The following is a 19,682-nucleotide window of genomic DNA, read 5'->3' as shown; positions in this document are numbered from 1 at the left end:
GCCCCGTCGTCAGTGGGACTGGAACAGTCCCGGCATGTAGACGTGGCCGCGGCTGGTCGAGGCCGTGCGGACACTGAACTGGGCCGCGACCGGCACGTACTGGATCTCGGCGCCGTCGCCCGAGCGCAGCGTGGTGCGGACGGCATAGTCGCCCTGACCGAGGAACACGTGCGGGAGCGTCAGCGTGTACTGCCGGGTGCCCAGCAGGGGCTCCAGGGTGATCCCCATCATCTCCGTGTTCGTGGTGTACAGCGGGTTGCCCAGGGGGGTCGCGATGCCGACCTCGATGATCCAGTCGCGGATCTCCGCGTCGGAGCGGACCTCCATCGTGATGACGATCGACTCGCCCTCCTCGACGACCGGTCGGGCGCTCTCGCCCTCGGCCGACCGCACACTGATCCCGGTGAACCGGGCCCGGGCAGCAGCCTCCTGAGGCGACGCGGCCGCGGCTCGGGCGAGGTCCGCCTGACGGGCCTCCTCGAAGTCGGCGCGCAGGACCATGAGCGCGTCCTCGGGCACACCATCGGCCGCGACGCGCCCGGCCTCGAGCACCACGGCGCGGTCGCAGAACTCGGCCACCTGGTCCAGGCCGTGCGACACGAGGATGATCGTCCGGCCCTCCTTCTGGAACGTACGGATGCGTTCGAGGCACTTGCGCTGGAACGGCTCGTCGCCGACGGCGAGCACCTCGTCGACCAGCAGGATGTCCGGGTCGACGTGCACGGCCACAGCGAAGGCCAGCCGGACATACATGCCGGACGAGTAGAACTTGACCTGCGTGTCGATGAACCGCTCGATGCCGGAGAAGTCGACGATCGCGTCGAAGTACCTGTCGGTCGTCTGCCGGGACAGGCCGAGGATCGCCGCGTTCAGGTACACGTTCTCCCGGCCGGTGAGGTCCGGGTGGAAGCCCGCGCCGAGCTCGAGCAGAGCCGCCAGGCGACCGCGCAGGTGCACGCTGCCCGTGGTCGGCTGGATGATCCCGCCGATCGTCTTCAGCAGCGTGCTCTTGCCCGAGCCGTTGGGTCCGACGAGCCCGACGGTGGTGCCGGCCTCGATCTCGAGGTCGACGTCGCGCAGGGCCCAGAAGTCCTCCTTGTGGAGGTTCGACCGGCCGAAGTTGAGGACCCGCTCCTTGAGCGACTTCTCCTTGCGGATCACGAATCGCTTCGACAGGTCGTCGATGCGGATGACGGGGGTACTCATCACAGCTCCTGGGCGAAGTTGCTCTGGAGCCGCGCGAAGGCACGCTGGCACAGCCAGAGGAGCACGAGGCCGATGGCGACGGCGACCCCGAGCCGGGCGCCCAGGTCGGACGGCACGGGCTGGCCGTCACCAGCGACCCAGAACGTCTGCTGGAAGCCGAGCACGGCGAGGGTCACGGGGTTTGCCAGGTACACCGACTCGAGCGCGGAGCCCTCCAGGTGGCGGCTGACCAGCCCCCACGAGTAGACGATCGGCGAGGCCCAGAAGAAGACCATGAGAAAGATCTCGACGATGTACTGGATGTCGCGCAGGTAGACGTTCACGGCGGACAGCAGCAGGGCGAACGCGGTGCCGTAGATCACCAGGACGAGCAACGACAGCGGGAAGTACCACCAGCGCTGGCCGAGCGGGAACTGGCCCGCCACAACAGTCGCACCGAGCAGGATGACGAGCTGGATGCCGAAGTTGAACAGCGCCGAGCCCACCACGCTGAGCGGGAAGACCTCGCGCGGGAGGTAGACCTTCTTGATCAGCCCCGCGTTCATCACGATCGAGCCGGTGCCGATGAGCACGATCTCGTTGAAGAGGGTCCAGGCCGTCAGACCTGTGTAGACGAAGATCGCGAAGGACGGGATCTGCTTGGCCGCACCGAGGAACTGGCCGAGTGCGACGTAGTAGATGAGCAGCAGTGCCAGCGGGCGCATGAGGCTCCACGCGAATCCGAAGACGCTGTCCTTGTAGCGCGCCTTGAGCTCACGCAGCACGAGGAGGTGGAGCAGCTCGCGCTGGGCGACGATGTCGCGGACGCTCTGGACGGTTCCTCGGAAGAACCCTGAGGTCGGCCCTGCGGACCGCATCGGCTCCAGCGCAAGGGCTGCCGCACGGTCTTCCGCAGTGGTGTCCATCGGTCCCCTCGTGACGTCTCGGTGCCCGGATGGGCAGCGAGGATCGGCCCCAGGGTAACCAACAAAGCCCGTGCTCCCCGAACCGCCACGGGGCCTTCGCGGGCGCGCCGATAGGATGCACGGCGGGTCGCGCCAGCATCCGGCGGTGCCGCCCACCCACCTGGAGGTCCCGTGAGCCGTCCGTCCGCAGCACCTCCGCAGACCCGACCCGGCGTCGTCTCGGTCGTGGTGGTCAACTACCGCGGCGCGGACGACACGATCGTCTGCCTGCGGTCGTTCGCCGACGTGGACTGGCCTGTCGAGCGGCTCGAGCTCATCGTCGTCGACAACGACTCGGGTGACGGGAGCGCGGAACAGCTGCGCGCCGAGCTTCCCGGCGTGACGGTCGTCGAGGCGGGCAGCAACACGGGCTTCGCCGGCGGCTGCAACCTCGGCGTCGAGCACGCGACCGGTGAGTACGTGGCGTTCATCAACAACGACGCGCGGCCCGGCGCGGGCTGGGTCTCCGCGGCGGTCGACGCGTTCGAGGCCGACGCCACGGTCGCCTCGGTGGCCAGCAAGGTCCTCGACTGGGAGGGCACGAAGGTCGACTACGTGGACGGCTCGCTGACGTGGTTCGGCATGGGCTACAAGCGTGAGGTCGAGCAGCCCGACTCGCCCGCCTTCGACATCCCGAAAGACGTCCTGTTCGGCACCGGCGCGGCGATGTTCGTGCGCGCGTCGACGTTCCGCGAGGTCGGTGGCTTCGACGAGCGCTTCTTCATGTTCTACGAGGACGTCGACCTGGGCTGGCGGCTCAACCTGCTGGGCCACAAGGTGCGCTACGTGCCCGGCTCGGTCGCGTTCCACCGGCACCACGTGACCATGAAGAAGTTCGGCAACTACCGCGAGAGCTACCTGCTCGAGCGCAACGCCCTGCTCTCGATGTACAAGAACCTCGGCGAGGAGGCGCTCGCCAAGGCGCTCCCGGCGGCGATGGCCCTCGCCGTCCGTCGGTCCGTGGCGCGCACGGACCTCGACGCGACCCAGCTGGACCTGCAGCGTTCGCCCGGCGGTGACACCGAGCCCGACGTCACGATCCCGAAGATGGCCCTGACGGGTCCGCTCGCGATCGACTACTTCGTCGAGCAGCTCCCGTCGCTGTCCGTGACCCGCCGCGAGCTGCAGGCTCACCGTCGCCGCAGCGACCACGAGCTGCTGCCGCTGTTCCGGCAGGTCATGGAGCCCGCCTATCCGCAGCCGCACTACGTCGAGGGGTACCAGGCGCTCGTCGACGCGTTCGACATCACCGAGACGTTCTCGACGCGCCACCGGATCCTCGTCGTGACGGGCGAGCCGCTCCTGACGACGATGGCCGGGCCCGCGATCCGCGCGTGGGAGCTGGCCACCGCGCTGGCTCCCGAGCACGACGTGCGCCTCGTCTCGACGGTCGCGGCCGAGACGTCGCACCCCGACTTCTCCGTGGAGTACGCCGGCGGCACCGGGCTGCGCGAGCCCACCGACTGGGCCGACGTGATCATCTTCCAGGGGTTCCTGCTCTCGCAGGCCCCGTGGTTGGCGCGCTCGTCGAAGATCCTCGTCGCCGACGTGTACGACCCGATGCACCTCGAGCAGCTCGAGCAGGCGCGCGACCTCGGCCCCGCGGGCCGGGTGGACGCCGTGATGGAGACGACGCGCGTGCTCAACGCGCAGCTGCGCCGCGCGGACTTCGTGCTCTGCGCGTCGGACAAGCAGCGCGACTTCTGGCTGGGCCAGCTGGCGGGGCAGGGGCGGGTCAACCCGGCGACGTACGACGAGGACGAGGCGATGGGGTCGCTGCTCGCGGTCGTCCCGTTCGGCATTCCCGACGAGCCTCCGGTGCAGCGTCGGCACGCGATCCGGGGCACGGTCCCGGGCATCGGGCCGGACGACAAGGTCCTGCTCTGGGGCGGCGGGATCTACAACTGGTTCGACCCGGTCACGCTCATCCGCGCCGTCGGCCGGCTCGCGCAGGACCACCCGGAGGTACGGCTGTTCTTCATGGGTCTCAAGCACCCGAACCCGGGCGTCCCGGCCATGCGCGTCGCCACCGAGGCCCGCGAGGTGGCCGTCGAGCTGGGACTGGTGGGCACGCACGTCTTCTTCAACGAGGGTTGGGTGCCGTACGACGAGCGGGGGGACTACCTGCTCGACGCGGACCTGGGCGTCTCGACCCACCACCACCACATCGAGACGGCGTTCAGCTTCCGGACGCGCATCCTCGACTACCTGTGGGCGTCGCTGCCCATCGTCGCGACGACCGGCGACACGTTCGGCGACCTCATCGAGCGGCACGGGCTCGGCCGGACGGTCCCGCCCAACGACGTCGACGCGCTGCAGGCCGCTCTCGAGGAGCTCCTGTTCGACGACGACGCGGCCACGAGCGCTCGCACCGCGGTCCGGGCGTTCGCCGAGTCCTATCACTGGAGCTCGGTGCTGGAACCGGTGCTGGCGTTCTGCCGCTTCCCGCGTCGCGCCGCGGACCTCGCGGCCGCCCTGCCGGAGGTGGGCAAGAAGCGCCGCCGGGACAAGGGGCCACGACTCTCGGTCAGGGCCGACGTGGCGCTCGCGCGCAAGTACCTCGCCGACGGGGGACCGGCCGAGCTGGTGCGCCGGGCCAAGGGCCGCGTGGGCCGTCTGCGCAACCCGCAGTCCGACGACGGCCCGGAGCAGCTGGACGTCTAGCCCTCAGCGGACCTCGCCGTAGATCTCGGCGGTCCGTGCGGCCGTCTGCGCCCAGGTGTGGGCGCCCGCGACCACCAGGCCGAGGGCGGCCAGGTCGTCGTGCCGCGGCCCGGCCGCCTCGACGATCGCCCCGGCCAGGGCGTCGGCGTCGAGCGGGTCGACCAGCAGCGCGGCGTCGGAGGAGAACTCGGCCATCGACGTCCCGCGGCTGGTGACCACCGGGACGCCGTGCGCCATCGCCTCGAGCACCGGCAGGCCGAAGCCCTCCCACGTCGAGGGGAACGCGAACACCCGGGCGCCGGCGTACGCCGCGTGGAGCTGGTCGGTGGGCAGCCGGCCCAACACCCTGAGGCGGTCGCCGAGCCGGGCTGCCGGTGCCTCCAGGTCCACGGAGCCCCAGCCGGTGGGGCCGACGAGGACGAGGTCGAGGGCGGCGTCGACCTGCTCGAACGCCCGCAGCAGGGTCGCGACGTTCTTGCGCGGCTCGACCGTCCCGCACCACAACGCGTACGGGCGGTCCCCGAGGCCGTGCTCGGCGCGGAACGCGGCAACCTCTTCGGCGGTCACGGTGGGCACCTCCGCGGCGAGCGGGACCACCCGCAGCCGGTCGCGCTCGATGCCCTGCTCGACGCAGTCGAGCGCCGTGAGCTCCGACGGTGTGACGACGACGTCGGCCTCGTCGCGGACGATCTCGAGCGCGCGCCGGAAGAAGCGGTTGCCGCGCGGCGTGAAGTGCTCGGGCGCACGCAGGAAAGCGAGGTCGTGCACGGTCACGACGAGCGGCGCGGTCCGCGGCGGGATCGCCCAGGTGGTCGCGTGCACCACGTCGACGTCCGGCGGCACGGAGCGGCGCGACCGCCGGCCCTGCCACGCGTCGTAGAGAAGGCGGCGCGGCAGGCGGGCGGTCCGCACGGGGACGGGGAGCGCGCCCGACGGAGGCGGACCGCCGTGTCGGGCGGCGATCCCGACGATGTCGACGCCCCCGCCCGCGCGCAGGGCGCCCACCAGCTCGCGGACGTAGGTGCCCGAACCGCCCGGGACGGGCTGCCAGAGCTGTTCGATGGTCAGCGCGACGCGGACGGTCGGGGACAGGTTCTGGGGCACCGGCCGAGCCTAGGGTGTGCCACGGGGTCCGGACGAGTGGGTAGCCTCGCCTCTGCGTCGCGTGGGGTCGCGGTGCGGAGGGCGAAGGCGGAGCACATGAAGATCCTGATCGACGCGACGGCGATCCCCGCGGACCGCGGCGGCGTCGGACGCTACGTCGACGCGCTGCTCCCGGCCCTCGCAGCGGAGGGCGCCGAGCTCGTCGTCGTCTGCCAGCCGCGGGACACCGACGTCGTCTCGGGCCTCGTGCCGTCCGCCGAGGTCGTCCCCGCCCCCGGACGTGTGGCCGGCCGGCCCGCCCGTCTCCTGTGGGAGCAGACCGGGCTCGTCTCGCTCGTGCGCTCCACGGGCGTCGACGTCCTGCACAGCCCGCACTACACGATGCCGCAGCGCTCACCGGTGCCCGTCGTCGTGACGCTGCACGACGCGACGTTCTTCAGCCACCCCGAGCTGCACTCCGCCGTGAAGGCACGCTTCTTCCGCGCCGCGACGCGCAACGCCGTGCGACGGGCCGCGGCGCTGGTCGTCCCGTCCCGCGCCACTCGCGACGAGGTCGTCCGGTACACGCACGGCACGCCCGACGCGTTCTTCGTCGCCTACCACGGGGTCGACCGTTCGCTCTTCCACCCGGTGAGCGCGGCGGAGCAGGAGCGCGTCCGGCAGACCCTCGACCTGGGCGACCGCCCGTACGTCGCCTTCCTGGGCACGCTGGAGCCGCGCAAGAACGTCCCGGCCCTCGTCCGCGGCTGGGTCGAGGCCGTGCGCGACCGGCCCGAACCGCCGGCGCTGCTGCTCGCCGGTGCGCCCGGCTGGGATGAGCACGTCGACCCGGAGATCGCGCGCGTCCCCGAGGGCCTCGTCGTACGGCGCACGGGGTACCTGCCGCTCGCCGACCTCGCCGGCTACCTGTCGGCGGCGCAGGTCGTCGCATACCCGACGCTCGGCGAGGGCTTCGGCCTGCCCGTCCTCGAGGCGATGTCGTGCGGTGCCGCGGTCCTGACGACCCGCGAGCTCTCGATGCCGGAGGTCGGCGGTGACGCGGTGGACTACTGCGGGACGCAGGACGCGTCGATCGCGTCCGCACTGCGCGGCCTGCTCGACGAGCCGGAGCGCCGCGCCGAGCTGGCCGTGGCCGCGGTCGCCCGATCCGAGGAGTTCACCTGGCGCGGCGCCGCCCGCACGCACCTGAGCGCGTACGAGGCGGCGCTCGCGAGGTCCTAGGCTCCGAGCAGGGTCGCCCGGTAGGCCTGGACGGCCGCGAAGGTCGGCAGCAGACCGCTCGCCGCGGCGTCGGACAGCGACGGGGCGGCGAGGTCCTTGTCCGACAGCAGCGGGGTCAGGGGCGAGCCGTCCCGCGCGGTCGTCGGCCACTCGATGCCGATCTCCGGGTCCAGCGGGTGGATGCCGTGCTCCGCTCCCGGCGTGTACGGGGTCGAGCACAGGTACTGGACCGTCGAGTCGTCCTCGAGCGACAGGAACGCGTGCCCGAGACCCTCGCTCAGGTAGATCGCGCGGCGGTCCACGTCGTCGAGCAGGACCGAGTCCCACTGACCGAACGTCGGCGAACCGACGCGCACGTCGACGACGACGTCGAGGACCGCGCCCTTCGCGCACGTCACGTACTTGGCCTGGCTCGGCGGGGTGTCGGCGAAGTGGATCCCGCGCAGGACGCCCGCGGCAGAGACCGAGCAGTTCGCCTGTGCCACGTTCAGCGCGTGCCCGACGTTCTCCACGAAGGGCGCCCCTTGGAAGTACTCGAGGAACACGCCGCGCGGGTCCGGGAACTGCCGGGGTGTGACTTCCCACGCGCCGGGCACTCGGAGCTCGCGGTAGGGCATGAGGGGTCCTTTCGACAGGTGGTGGGCCGCAAGAAGCGTACAGAGGTCGACTAGCCTGTCCGGGTCGCCGAGGTGCCGGTAGACGGTCGAGGAGACGGAGTGAGCGTGCGCTGGTTGGTCGTGGGTGCGAACGGGATGCTGGGCCAGGATCTGACCGCCCTGCTCGCCGAGCGCGGGCGGGACGTGTCGGCGGCGGACCGGTCGACGGTCGACATCACCGACGCGAACGCCACCGCGGGCATCGCCCACGGGTACGACGTCGTGATCAACTGCGCCGCGTACACGGCCGTCGACGCGGCCGAGTCAGACGAGGCCACCGCGTTCGCCGTCAACGGCGTCGGCGCCGCGAACGTCGCGCGCGCGGCGCACGCGGCCGGTGCACGCGTCGTGCACATCTCGACCGACTACGTCTTCGACGGCTCGGCGACCGACCCCTACGCCGAGGACGCCCCGGCCGACCCGCGCTCGGCGTACGGCCGCACCAAGGCGGCGGGGGAGTGGGCCGTGCGCGCCGAGGCGCCCGACCACCTCGTCGTCCGGACGGCTTGGCTCTACGGGGCGCACGGCGCGTGCTTCCCGAAGACGATCGTGCGGGTCCTCCGCGAACGCGGCGCGATCGACGTCGTCACGGACCAGCTCGGTCAGCCGACGTGGACCGTCGACCTCGCGGACCTCGTGGTCCGCCTCGTCGAGGCGCAGGCACCCGCAGGCACCTATCACGGCACCTCGTCGGGCCGGACGTCGTGGCACGGTTTCGCGTCGGCGGCCGTCGCCTCGGCCGGGCTCGATGCCGCGGCGGTGGGACGGACCTCGAGCGCGCAGTTCGTGCGTCCCGCGCCCCGTCCCGCCTTCTCCGTCCTGGGGCACGACGCGCTGCGTGCCGCGGGGGTCGAGCCGATCGGTGACTGGGAGAAGCGCTGGGACGCGGCGGCGCCGGCGGTCCTCGCCGCCGGCTGACCTGCCGTCAGCCGACCGTGAAGGCCCGGCAGGCGAACGCGGGGTTCGGGCCGCCGCTCGCGTCGATGCCGTACGCGCACAGCGTGTGCTGGCCCGCGGTCGTCGGCAACGGCGTGGAGTACCCGTGCAGGTCGCCCTTGCCGTACACGGCGCCCACATCGGGCCGTGACTGGTCGGCCGTCGTCGCGCCCGCCCAGCCGCCGTCGATGTAGAAGTGGACGCCGATGGCCGCCGTGGTGTCGGGGTCGAACGCCCACCCGGAGACCGTCGCAGTCGTGCCCGAGACCGTGATCGCGTCGATCACGCCGGTCGGCGGCGCGTTCACGGCCGCGGGGGCCGCGCCGGTGAACTGCCGGCACGCGACCTCGGTCTCGGCGCTCGACGTCGAATCGAGGCCGCGCACGCACACCGTGTGGGCGCCGGGCGCCGCCCCGAACGCGACGCTGTACCCGTGCAGGTCACCGATGCCGTAGGCGGCGGCGACGTCCGGACGTGAGATGTTAGCGGTCCCGCTCGCGGCCAGGGCGCCGTCGAGGTACACCTTCAGGCCGATCGGCGCGACGGTGTTCGGGTCGAAGGTCCAGCCGGAGACGGTCGCGGTCGCGCCGTTGACGGAGATTGTGTCGACCACGCCGATCGGCGGCTTCTGGACCGTCGTCATCGTCGCGAACGACCGACAGGCGAGCGCCGGGTTGGGTCCGCCGCTGCTGTCGATACCGTAGATGCAGACGGAGTGCGTCCCCGGTGCGACGTTCAGGGTCATCGAGTACCCGTGGTTGTCGCCGTTCTTGTAGATCGCCCCCACGTCGGGCCGCGAACGGTTGGCGTCGACCGCCCCGGCCCAGCCGCCGTCGACGTAGGCGTGCACGCCGATCGAACCGCTCGTGTCGGGGTCAAACACCCAACCGGACAGAGTGACCTCGGTGCCCGTGACGCCGATGGCGTCGATGACGCCGGTGGGCGTCCGGTTCACGACCGTCGCCGTCCGGCAGCCGAGCTCGGTGTTGCCGCCACCGGTGCCGTCGACCGCGACGGCGCAGACCTGGTGCGTCCCGGCCGGTGCCGGGACGTTGATCGAGTAGCCGTGGGCCTCGCCCTTGCCGTAGGCCGCCTGGACGTCGCCGCGGGGGATGGTCGCGGTCGCGGCACCAGCCCAGCCGCCGTCGACGAAGATGTGCACCGCGATCGAGCTGGTGACGTCCGGGTCGAGGGCCCAGCCGTTCGCGGTGACGGTGGTCGGTCCGCCGGTGACGGAGTCGAGCACCCCGATCGGCGAGCGCTGCGTGGTCGGCCCGAACCAGTCGGTGAAGTAGAGCCAGAAGTTCCGGTTGCCGTACGACGAGCAGGCGTCACCCGTGCCGTACCCCGCGGCGAGAGCCGCGGCGTTGGGCTGGTACGGCGTGTAGTTGTAGAGGCCTGCGGTCGCCTGGCTCTTGATCACCATCGCGGTCGCGCCGCAGGCACTGTTCGGGTTGAACAGCACGTTGCTGACCACACCGGCCCGGTGGCTGTAGCGCGTCGGGTTGATCGCGTAGTTCCGAAACTGCGACGCCGCTGAGTACACCTGATTGAAGAACCCGTAGTACTGCGCGTCGCACGCCGCGGTGTCGGGGCAGCCATAGCCCATGGCGCTGCGGTACCGGTTGGCGTACAGACCGGTGCCCGAGCCCTTCACGAGGCCCTGCTCCTTCTGCAGCGTCACCAGGATCACCTGCGGGTTGATGCCGCACGAACGCGAGACCTTCGCGATGATCGTGGCCGCGTTCTCGGCGCCGGACCCCGCGTACCCGCCCGGGCACTTGTCGGTCGCGGCGCGTGACGCGGTGTCCTGGCGGAAGTCCTTCAGGCAGGGCGTGCCGTCGGTCCCGGCGACGCAGGACGCACCCATCCGGTCGAGGAACACCTGGATGTCTGAGGCGTTCATCGTCGTCGAGTCGTAGAAGATCGCGTCGCTGATGATGAGGCTGGGGTCGAAGGCGCCGACGTCGGCGGCCGTGGCCGACGGCGCGGCCGGCGACGCGACGACGAGCCCGACGCCGAGGGTGACCGCGAGCGCAGCACCGAGAAGCAGGCGCACGGCGCGCGGCAGGGAGAGGGACATCGTCACGGGACCTCGATCGTCAGGGGTGAGTTCGTGGCGACGCTCGACGACGACTCGTAGTCCAGGGCGGCCTGCCACGTTCCGGGGCTGAGCTGAGCACGGGGGATCGACAGGAGGTCGCACGAGGTCGAGCTCGCGTCGGGGTAGCCGATCGAGTGAGCGGTGACCGTGGTCGAACCGAGCGTCAGCGTCAGCGCGCACTTCCCGTCGCTCTCGACGACGAGGACGAACGCGCTCGCCTCGACGGCGTTGGTCCCAGCGTTCCAGGCCAGCGAGGTCACGACGAGGCTCGTCCGCTTGCGGGCGTCCGGCGGCGGTGCGGCCGGGGTCGTGCTTGGCGATGCGGGCGGCTCGCTCGCCGTCGCGGTCGGTCCGGCGGCGGGATCCGTGGTCTGTGCGGGCGGAGGCGTCGACTTTTCCGGGGTCGGCGCCGCGACGGTCGCGCTCGACGACGTCGCGGGGGCGTCAGCGGCGTCGGGCGAGCACGCACCGATCAGCAGGAGCGCAGGCAGGAGCCAGGCAGCGCCCAGTGAACGAGCGGGGTGTCGCATGTCGCCTCAGCGTCGTCGGGGTGATGTTGACGCCTTACCGTAGCGATCCGACCCGCGGTCGAGGGCATCCTGCGGCGTGTCACGTATCTGGGCCGTCGCAGATGTCCCGGAACGTCCGATTGCCTGGTCGTCGGGGGACGGAACCGAGCCCGAGGCCCGTGGTCCGTGCCATATTCTGGCTCGTTGTGCAGCCAACCCCCGCGTCGCCCGTCCCTGTGCCCACGCGCCCCGCGCGCGTGAGAGAGACCCGAAACTCTCGTCGTCGCGGTTCCCGCGGCTGGCTGCGGGCGTCGCTCGCCGGTCTCGGTGCGTTCGTCGTCGGGATGGTCCTGGCGGCCACGGTGCTCGACTCCAAGCTGCTGCTCGGCGTGCTCGGTCTCGTGGTCCTCCTCGCACCGACGTCGCGGGAGCTGTCGCGACGCGTCCTGATCGCGGGCACCGTGCTCATCGGTGGCATCCCGCTGCTCTGGTGGTGGAAGCTGCCGCTCGGCGACGCCGGTCACGCTGGCCTGGTGCTCGCGCTCGTCCTCGCGGGTATCGCCGCCTGGTTCGCGGTCGCGCCGGGCGCCGGGCGGGCTCGGCTCCTGCTGCCGAGGGTGCGCTGGTCGGACGGCGCTGCCGCGGTCGCGTCGCTGGTCGCCGTGTGGGTGTACCTGCCGACGCTGCGGGTCAGCAGCCCGGGGGTGACCCTGACGCGGTTCCTGCGCGGATGGGACCACTCGGCACACTTCGACATGACGGCGATGATCCTCAAGCACGGGTCCGTCATCAGCCACATCGAGCCGGGTGCCCTGGGCCAGTGGTCGTACGCGCGTTACCCGCAGGGGTTCCACGCCGTCACGGCTACCGTCATGGAGGCGCTGATCGGGTCCGGCACCAACGACCCCGGCGTCCTGCTGGCCACCTATGCGAGGGCGATGACCTTCGTGATCGTCGTCGCCGTAGTCACGGTCCTGGCCGGGGTGTGCTCGCTGCCCTCCGTGCGCCGTCGTCCGTTGATCGCGTTCCCGGCCGCGCTGTTCGTCGTCGCGACCTTCACGCTGGGTCCGGGCGGAATGGTCCTGCACGACGGCTTCCCCAACTTCCTCGTCGCCTGCGCGATGCTGGCGTGCCTGCCGCTGATCGCGATCCAGATGACCCGTCCGATGTCGCCGCCGCTCCTGGCTGCGCTGGGCGCCGCCGCCCTCGGCGTCGTGCACAACTGGTCGCTGCTGCTCACCATGGGCGGCTTCGTCGTCGTCGCGGTCCTCTTCCCCTGGAGCAAGGCACGCTGGCCGTCCCGGCGCATCGACTGGGTCGCACCCGGGGTCGTCGTCGTTGTCACGTTCGTGGGCCTGTTCGAGGCGTGGACGATGCTGCGCTACCAGCCCGACCTCGCCGACATCGTCGTTGTCGGCGGCGGTGTCACGTCGATCCCGGTCGGCCAGCTCGCCCTGGTGGTCGCGGGCGCGATCGCCGCGTGCGCAGCGCTGGTGGTCGGCCGTGGTCGCCGCGGACCGTGGCGCGGCGACGCCCTCCGCGCTGGCTGGACAGGGCTCGTCCCGCTCGCCGGGCTCGGGGTCGCGACGATGATCGCCGTCGTCCAGATCCACGCCGGGAGCGGCGTCGGGTACTACTTCTGGAAGTACGCGATCGCGCTGCAGCTCGTGGCGGCCGTCGTGCTGGTCGCCGCGCTCTCCCTCGTGCTGCGCCCGGAGCGCCGACGCGGTCGGGCGCGGGCGATCTCGGTCGGCGCGTCCGTGCTCCTGGGCGTGGCGCTCGTGGGGATCTACGGGCTGCCCAAGGTGTACCCGACGGCCCTCGGGAGCGGGCTCGCTCCTGGCGGTGCGGCCCGGGCCGACTTCGTCGCGGTGGCGCTGCAGCCCCTGCCGGCGGTGGATGCGACGGCCGTCCTCGACGCGGCGGCTGCGCACGTCGACGACTCAGACGTCCCGACGATCCTGCTGCCGTTCCCCGCGAGCGGCGCCGTACCGCAGATGATGATGGGCCAGTGGTTCAACGCGCTGACCAGCCGTTGGACCGACGAGACCCAGCACCTGCTCGAGTTCGACCCCCCGGCGTCGCAGAGCAACGCCGAGGCGATCCGTTACGCCAAGCAGGTGCTCGCCAAGGACCCGAACGTCATCGTGGTCGTCGGACCCGAGTTCTACGACGCCGTCAGGGCGGGCGTCGCGCACATGGGCTGGAGCGGCCGGGTGTCCACCTGGTAGGTCGGGCTCACTGCCCCACGGCGACGCGGCAGGCGATCTCCGGGTTCGGTCCGCCCGCGCTGTCGATGCCGTAGGCGCAGACGCGGTGCGTGCCCGCGGTCATCGGCAGCGTCAGGCTGTATCCGTGGTTCGCGCCCGAGCCGTAGACCGCGCCGACGTCGGGTCGTGAGGATGCGGCGGTCGTCGCGCCGGTCCAGCGGCCGTCGATGAAGAAGTGCACACCGATCGGGGCCGTGGTGTCCGGGTCGAACGCCCACCCGGACAAGGTCACGGTTCCCGGTGTAGCGGTCGCCGAGTCGATCACGCCGACCGGCGGCTTGTTGACGAGGGTGACGAACCTGCAGCCGATCTCCGGGTTGGCGCTGCCGCCCGTCGCGTCGATCGCGTACGCGCAGACGCGGTGTGTGCCCGCGCTGGCCGGGAAGGTGGCGGAGTACCCGTGCGCGCCCGTGATCTTGTAGGCGCCGTTGACGTCCGCGCGTGGGGTCGCCGCGGTCGTCGCCGTGGTCCAGGCGCCGTCGACGAAGAAGTGGACGCCGATCGAGTCCGCTGTGTCGGGGTCGAACGCCCAGCCGCTGACCGTGACCGACCCGCTGCCGACCGCGACGACCGAGTCGACGACGCCGACCGGCGGGTTGCCCACCCGCACGTTGCGGCAGCCGATCAGCTGGTTGATCCCGACCGGCTGGTTGATCGCGTAGACGCAGACCTGGTGGTCACCGGGGGAGGCTGGCAGCGTCGAGTCGAAGCCGTGGTTGTCGCCCTTGCCGAAGGCGGCCCCGACGTCCGGCCGGGACAGGTTGGCGGTGATCGCGGTGAGCGCGTCGCGGAAGTAGACGTGCAGCGTGACCGGGCCGGTGGTGTCGGGGTCGAGCGCCCAGCCCGCCACCCGGATGGTCGTCGCGGTCGACGCGACGATGTCCAGCGAACCGAACGGGGCTTGGTTCACGACGGTCTTCCAGTCGCACCCGAACATCACGTCGTTGCCGTTGCCCACGTTGCGGGCCGAGATGCACACCTGGTGGGCACCGCCGGCGGCCGGGATCGTGAAGCTGAAGCCGTGCTGGATCCCGTTGCCCGGGAACGGACCGGCGAGGTCCGGGCGGGAGCCGGACGCGGAAAGCACCGTGTCGACACCGTCGATGGTGACGACGACATCGAGGGAGGCCGTGCTCTCCGGGTCCAGCACCCAGCCTCCGCCGGAGATGCCGGAGGAGTCGGCGCTGAACGAGTCCAGCGACCAGGTGGGCGACGCGTACACGGCGTTGTTCGCCAGCTCCGAGACCCGCGCGCGCAGGTATGGGAGCTGGTCGTAGAGGTACTGACCGGGGCAGGCCGTGAGCTGCGCGTCCCGGTGCCCGTAGATTGTCTGAAACGTGACGAGAGTTCCCTCGGGCCACTTGGACGCCCCACCGCCGGACACCATCGTCACCGCGGTGCCCGCGAGGATGCGGAACGTCTTGAACTTCCAGGCGATGACCTGGCTCAGGGCTTCGAGCAGAGCTCCCGACGGGGCGGCCGTGCTGTAGTCGCCGATCGCCGCGATGCCGATCGTCCGGCTGTTGAACCCGCCGGTGTGCACCCCGACGACGGCTTTGGTGATGCTTCCGGCGCGACCCTCGAAGACGCGGCCGAACTTATCGACGAGGAAGTTGTAACCGATGTCGCACCAGCCGCGGCCACCGGCCGCCTCGGGCCTCGTGTGGTAGGCGTAGAAGCCGCGCAGGAGACCGGGGACGTCGTTGGGGGAGTAGTCGTTGGTCGAGGCGGTGTGGTGGACCGCCGCCGCCCGGGTGACCGGCGCGAGGTCCGCGTCGCAGGTCCGCATCGACTCGTCGGCACCCCAGCCCGCCCGCGTGATGATCGCGGGCGCCGCGGCCGGAGCCGCCGGCAGCACGGCGGCGTTGCGGATCACGGCTGCGCCGGCGGTCGCGGAGCTCTGGCCGCTCGTGCCCGCAGGGTTCTTGCCCGGGTCGATGAGCACCGCCTTGAGGCCGGTGACCCTTCCTTCCGCCGCCTGTGCCCAGAGCTGGAGCCCGTCGGCATGCAGCGCCACGATCGGGTCGGTCGCGCCGCGGCCCCCGTCTCCGCGGTCGTCGGCACCGCCGGCGTCCGGCGCGAGGTCGGACTCGCCGACGGCCTCCCAGTCGCTCCACTGATCGGCCTGGCGGACGCGATAGCGGATCACCGGGTCGACGAGCCCGGCCGTGTCCTTCCACGTCACACCGAGCACCGAGAAGCCGGGCGTGTCGAGCTCGCCGGTGAGGACGTCGGGATCGACGGGCTCGTCCGGGGTGGCCGACGCGCTCGGCTCGGGTGCGGGCTGGACGGGGTCCGTGGGCGTGGTTGTGGGCGTGGATGTCGGCGTCGGCGTCGGTTCGGCCGACGGCGAGGGCGGGTCGGCCACCTCGGCGGGCGTACTGAACGCGGCGTTGGTCACGCGTGCGCCGGTACTGGTGGACGCGGGAGCCGCCGCATCGTCGGGCAGGGCTTCGACCGGGGCGTCCTCGGCGACGGCCGGTGCGACCTCGGGGAGCTCCTCGACGGCGTCCTCGTCGATGCCGCTGAGGTTCAGCTCCTTGACGGAGACCTTCGCGGCCGGCGCCGGTGCGGTGGCGCTCGCGATCGCAGCCCCCTCGCTCACGTGCCCGCCGACCAACGACCCTGTCGTCGCCAGCACCGTCACCACGACCAGGCGTACCAAGGACCCGAACATGTCCGTACCTCCCCCACCGACGCCCGAGCGCCGAACGAGCCATTGGACCATGCCACCGCGACCGACCCGTGGATCCCTGCCGTCGTGGCGCGGTCGGGGGGGACGGGGCTGACCGGTATCCTCACGGGGGCCTCTGGACGGGGCGCCCACCCTGGAACGCGAGGAGCCCGACGAACCCATGACCGAGGTCGAGGCGACGAAGAGCTCCGGTCGGGTGGCCGACGTGCGGCACTGGCTGCTGCTGCACTACGTCCGGCTGATCCAGCCGAGCCGCATGCCGCTGCGCCGTCAGCTGCTCCTCGGGCTGTCCGCGTACGCGCTGCTGCTCGTCGTTCTCGTCGCCACCGGGATCAACGGCTCGTCGATGGGGCTGCTCTACTCCGAGATGTTCGGCACGGGTGACCCGAACATCATCAAGGGCATCCCGCGCTCGATCCGAAGCGACGAGTGGCTGGTCGTCGCGCCGCTGACCGTCGCGCAGGTGCAGCAGGGGCTCCCACGAATGAGCAGCCTGTTCCCGGGCGGTTTCGACACCTCCATCGTGTGGGACCTGCCGTACCACGAGTGGTCCGTGCTGCTCCGGCCGCACATGTGGGCCTTCTTCTTCCTGCCGCTCGACAACGCGTTCGCGCTCAAGTGGTGGCTGCCGTTCTTCGTCATGACCGCCGCGCTGTTCGTGCTGGTGTGCACCCTCTGGCGCCGACCGCTCGCGGCCTTCGCAGTGGCGGGGGCGTTCGCCCTGTCCCCGTTCTTCCAGTGGTGGTTCGGCTCGGGCAGCTTCTGGCCGCCGGCCTGCGCGATCGCGGCCTGCGCGGGGACCGTGCTCATGATCCGGACCAGCCGGACGTGGGTGCGCTGGGTCATTTCGGCGCTCGTCTCATACCTGGTGATCGTGGCCGTCGTCGCGCTCTACCCGCCCTACCTGGTGCCCTGCCTGTACCCGGCGGTCGGGTTCGTTGCCGGCTGGTTCTTCACCGCACGCGCGCTGCCCTCGCGCGATCGGCTCCGCCGGCTCGCCCCGCTCGGGGTCGGGGCCGTCGTCGTGGTGATCGTGCTGGTCGCGTTCCTGCTCACGCGCCGCGACACGATCGATGCCGTGCTGTCGACGGTGTACCCGGGTCAGCGCCTGACGCTGACGGGCGGCAAGGCCTCGTTCCCGTGGCTGGCCATGTACGCCGGGATCTTCGCCACCGGTCTGCGCGGTGCCGACCTGACCGGTTTCGCACCGAACTCCTCCGAGGGGTCGAGCTTCGTCTTCTTCGGCCTCTACCTGGTGCCGTCGGCCCTCTGGCTGCTCTGGTCGCGCTGGCGCCGCGGAGCCGGTGCCGACTGGGCGATCCTCGGCGTCCTGGCCTCGATGGTCGTGATGTTCGTGTTCGTCTACCTGCCGGGCTGGGACGCGCTCGCACACCTGATGTTCCTCGACCGGGTCGTCCTCCCACGCATCGTCATCGGGATGGGACTTGGCTCGGTCCTGCTGCTCGTCCTCGTGGTCGCGCGCCTGCGCAACCTCGAGGACGTCCGGATCCCCGTCTGGACCACCGCCGCCACCGTTGCTGCGGTGCTGCTGACGCACTGGGCCGTCTACGTCGGGCTGGCCCGTCACGCACCGACGGTCCTGGAGGCGACGGTCGCCTGGCTGCCTCTGCTGCTCGCCCTCACGCTCGCGATGGCGATGTTCTCGCGCGGGCGCGCGACCGTGCCCGGAGTCCTCATCGCGCTCGTGGCGATCGTCGTCGGCGGGTGGGTCAACCCGATCTACCGCGGGGTGTTCGACATGCGCGAGACCGGCGTCGGTCAGGCCATCCAGGAGGTTGACGCGCAGGACCCGGGAGCGTGGGTCTCGGTCAGCGGCCTCGCATCCACGGCCGTGCTGCGCGAGACCGGTGTGGAGTCGTACAGCGGCGTCCAGGCCTGGCCGTCGCTCGAGATGTGGCACGACCTCGACCCGGACGGGTCCGACGAGCAGGCGTGGAACCGGTACGCGCACGTGAACTGGACCGCCGACCTCGCCGCGCCGGACATCGTGCTGGTCCAGGCCGACGTGGTGCAGGTCAAGCTGGACTCGTGCGGGGCCATCGCGCAGGAGCACATCGCCCACGTGCTGAGCGACACGCCCGTCGACCAGCCGTGCCTGCGCGAGGTCCAGTCAGTGCCCGAGGGTCCGAGCACGTTCTACATCTACGACGTGGTGCCGGCGTCCTGACCGCTGCGGTCGGTCGGGTCCTGCGTCGTCGAGGCCCCGTCGACGCGTGCCGCCAGCTCACTGACGTCCAGCCGGAGCAGGGCGATCTCCTCGGCCAGCGTGCGCGTCTCCTCCTCGAGGTTCGAGACCTCGGCCGAGAGCTGGATGCAGACCAGCAGGAGGACGACGAAGGCCGCGGCGAACACGAGGTTCACCGGCGTCTCGACGCCGACCAGGTCAGACAGCCAGAACGCGACCTGCGGGAACACGCCGAGCAGGATGACGGCGCCGGCCATCGCGATCCAGATACCGGCGTACTTCTCTCGGATCCGGCGTGTGCGCAGCAGGAAGAACAGCAGTGCGACGACGAAGACGCACATCGCGAGCGCGAACAGGCGGCCGCTCATGCGCGTGCTCCCTCGACGGCGACCGGTTCGCTCGGCCGCGACAGCGCGATCAGGAGCGCCAGGATGGCCCGGCCCAAGAAGACCGCGGCCTTCACCGGGCTGTGCGAGGGAGTGCCGCCGGCGCGGGGTCGCATCTTGACCCCGACCTGCCGGACGCGGAGCCCTGCGCGCGACGCGATCACCAGCGACTCGATGGTGTCGCCCAGGTACTCCGCGGGGTAGTTGGAGGCGAAGAGCGCGATCGCCGGGCGGGCGCAGGCCTTGAATCCCGACGTCGTGTCGGTGAGCTGCGTGCCGGTGACGCGCGACAGGACCGTCGACAGGATCGACATCGACCACTTGCGCGGCCCGCGGACCGTGTAGTCGCCGACGCCGGCGAAGCGCGCGCCGATGACGATGTCGGCCGACTCAGCGGTCATCGTCTCCAGGAGAAGCGGCACCTCGGCCGGGTCGTGCTGACCGTCGGCGTCGAGCTGGACGGTGAGGTCGTAGCGCTCGCGGTGCGCGAGCACGTAGCCGGCGCGCATCGCGCCGCCGACACCGAGGTTGATCGGCAGGTCGAGGACGCGGGCGCCCGCGCGGCGGGCCACGTCGGAGGTGTGGTCGGTCGAGCCGTCGTTGACCACCACGACGTCGGCGGTGGGGAGCGTGGTGCGGATCTCGGTCACGATCGACGCGACGGTCTCCTGCTCGTTCCACGCCGGGACGATGATGAGCAGCCGTGGCTCCGGGGTGACGGGCATCCCCGAATCCTACCGACCGCCGGGGCTTGCCCCGGCCCACTCGGGAGGCGTCGCGA

The 19,682-nt window shown here is 71.5% G+C and carries 14 protein-coding genes; 5 read left to right on the top strand and 9 right to left on the bottom strand.

Translation table 11 applies throughout. The annotated features are described in order from the left end of the window. Positions 1 to 9: 9 nt before the first annotated feature. Both AC1DUE_RS16820 and AC1DUE_RS16815 read right to left on the bottom strand, forming a co-directional pair. Positions 10 to 1,206 (bottom strand): ABC transporter ATP-binding protein, encoded by a 1,197-nt coding sequence (locus AC1DUE_RS16820; RefSeq protein ID WP_477040562.1) that lies wholly within the window; start codon positions 1,204 to 1,206, stop codon positions 10 to 12. Next, positions 1,206 to 2,111, bottom strand: coding sequence for an ABC transporter permease (locus AC1DUE_RS16815; RefSeq protein ID WP_477040561.1), 906 nt, complete (start codon positions 2,109 to 2,111; stop codon positions 1,206 to 1,208). The genes AC1DUE_RS16820 and AC1DUE_RS16815 overlap by 1 nt, the downstream gene beginning before the upstream one ends. A 171-nt stretch (positions 2,112 to 2,282) precedes the next feature. On the opposite strand from AC1DUE_RS16815, the gene AC1DUE_RS16810 reads away from it, so the two are divergent. Beyond that, positions 2,283 to 4,814, top strand: coding sequence for a glycosyltransferase (locus AC1DUE_RS16810; RefSeq protein WP_477040560.1), 2,532 nt, complete (start codon positions 2,283 to 2,285; stop codon positions 4,812 to 4,814). Positions 4,815 to 4,817: 3 nt separating this feature from the next. On the opposite strand, the gene AC1DUE_RS16805 is transcribed toward AC1DUE_RS16810, so the two are convergent. Next, positions 4,818 to 5,918 carry a glycosyltransferase family 4 protein gene (locus AC1DUE_RS16805; protein ID WP_477040559.1) on the bottom strand — a complete coding sequence of 367 codons (1,101 nt, stop codon included), beginning with the start codon at positions 5,916 to 5,918 and terminating at the stop codon, positions 4,818 to 4,820. A 96-nt stretch (positions 5,919 to 6,014) separates the two neighbouring features. On the opposite strand from AC1DUE_RS16805, the gene AC1DUE_RS16800 reads away from it, so the two are divergent. Continuing rightward, positions 6,015 to 7,139, top strand: coding sequence for a glycosyltransferase family 4 protein (locus AC1DUE_RS16800; RefSeq protein ID WP_477040558.1), 1,125 nt, complete (start codon positions 6,015 to 6,017; stop codon positions 7,137 to 7,139). On the opposite strand, the gene AC1DUE_RS16795 is transcribed toward AC1DUE_RS16800, so the two are convergent. Next, a complete protein-coding gene (locus AC1DUE_RS16795; protein WP_477040557.1) occupies positions 7,136 to 7,756 on the bottom strand; it encodes a dTDP-4-dehydrorhamnose 3,5-epimerase family protein in 621 nt (206 codons plus the stop codon). The two genes, AC1DUE_RS16800 and AC1DUE_RS16795, sit on opposite strands and share 4 nt — an antisense overlap. Before the next feature lie 105 nt (positions 7,757 to 7,861). On the opposite strand from AC1DUE_RS16795, the gene rfbD reads away from it, so the two are divergent. After that, the gene (gene rfbD, locus AC1DUE_RS16790; protein ID WP_477040556.1) at positions 7,862 to 8,713 is read left to right on the top strand and encodes a dTDP-4-dehydrorhamnose reductase; all 852 of its coding nucleotides are present in this window, start codon (positions 7,862 to 7,864) and stop codon (positions 8,711 to 8,713) included. A gap of 7 nt (positions 8,714 to 8,720) precedes the next feature. Here the strand turns inward: rfbD and AC1DUE_RS16785 are convergent, their stop codons facing one another. Continuing rightward, a complete protein-coding gene (locus AC1DUE_RS16785; protein ID WP_477040555.1) occupies positions 8,721 to 10,820 on the bottom strand; it encodes a hypothetical protein in 2,100 nt (699 codons plus the stop codon). After that, on the bottom strand, positions 10,817 to 11,365 hold the full coding sequence (locus AC1DUE_RS16780) for a hypothetical protein (protein ID WP_477040554.1): 549 nt from the start codon (positions 11,363 to 11,365) through the stop codon (positions 10,817 to 10,819). Before AC1DUE_RS16780 ends, AC1DUE_RS16785 begins: the two co-directional genes overlap by 4 nt. Before the next feature lie 236 nt (positions 11,366 to 11,601). Between AC1DUE_RS16780 and AC1DUE_RS16775 the strand changes: the two genes are divergently transcribed. Continuing rightward, on the top strand, positions 11,602 to 13,575 hold the full coding sequence (locus AC1DUE_RS16775) for a hypothetical protein (protein WP_477040553.1): 1,974 nt from the start codon (positions 11,602 to 11,604) through the stop codon (positions 13,573 to 13,575). 7 nt (positions 13,576 to 13,582) lie between these two features. Here the strand turns inward: AC1DUE_RS16775 and AC1DUE_RS16770 are convergent, their stop codons facing one another. Continuing rightward, on the bottom strand, positions 13,583 to 16,291 hold the full coding sequence (locus AC1DUE_RS16770) for a peptidoglycan recognition protein family protein (protein WP_477040552.1): 2,709 nt from the start codon (positions 16,289 to 16,291) through the stop codon (positions 13,583 to 13,585). Positions 16,292 to 16,469: 178 nt separating this feature from the next. Here AC1DUE_RS16770 and AC1DUE_RS16765 point away from each other — a divergent pair, with 178 nt between their 5' ends. Beyond that, a complete protein-coding gene (locus AC1DUE_RS16765) occupies positions 16,470 to 18,497 on the top strand; it encodes a DUF7657 domain-containing protein (protein ID WP_477040551.1) in 2,028 nt (675 codons plus the stop codon). Here AC1DUE_RS16765 and AC1DUE_RS16760 read toward each other — a convergent pair. Together AC1DUE_RS16760 and AC1DUE_RS16755 are read right to left on the bottom strand one after the other, a co-directional pair. Beyond that, on the bottom strand, positions 18,473 to 18,883 hold the full coding sequence (locus tag AC1DUE_RS16760) for a DUF2304 domain-containing protein (protein ID WP_477040550.1): 411 nt from the start codon (positions 18,881 to 18,883) through the stop codon (positions 18,473 to 18,475). The two genes, AC1DUE_RS16765 and AC1DUE_RS16760, sit on opposite strands and share 25 nt — an antisense overlap. Next, positions 18,880 to 19,626, bottom strand: a complete 747-nt coding sequence (locus tag AC1DUE_RS16755; protein WP_477040549.1) for a glycosyltransferase family 2 protein — start codon at positions 19,624 to 19,626, stop codon at positions 18,880 to 18,882. The genes AC1DUE_RS16760 and AC1DUE_RS16755 overlap by 4 nt, the downstream gene beginning before the upstream one ends. Between the last annotated feature and the right edge of the window lie 56 nt (positions 19,627 to 19,682).

This window comes from Cellulomonas sp. P4_A2 (assembly GCF_056402515.1).
Note: the sequence above shows the minus strand (reverse complement) of the source record. Positions and strands in the feature narration are given on the sequence as shown.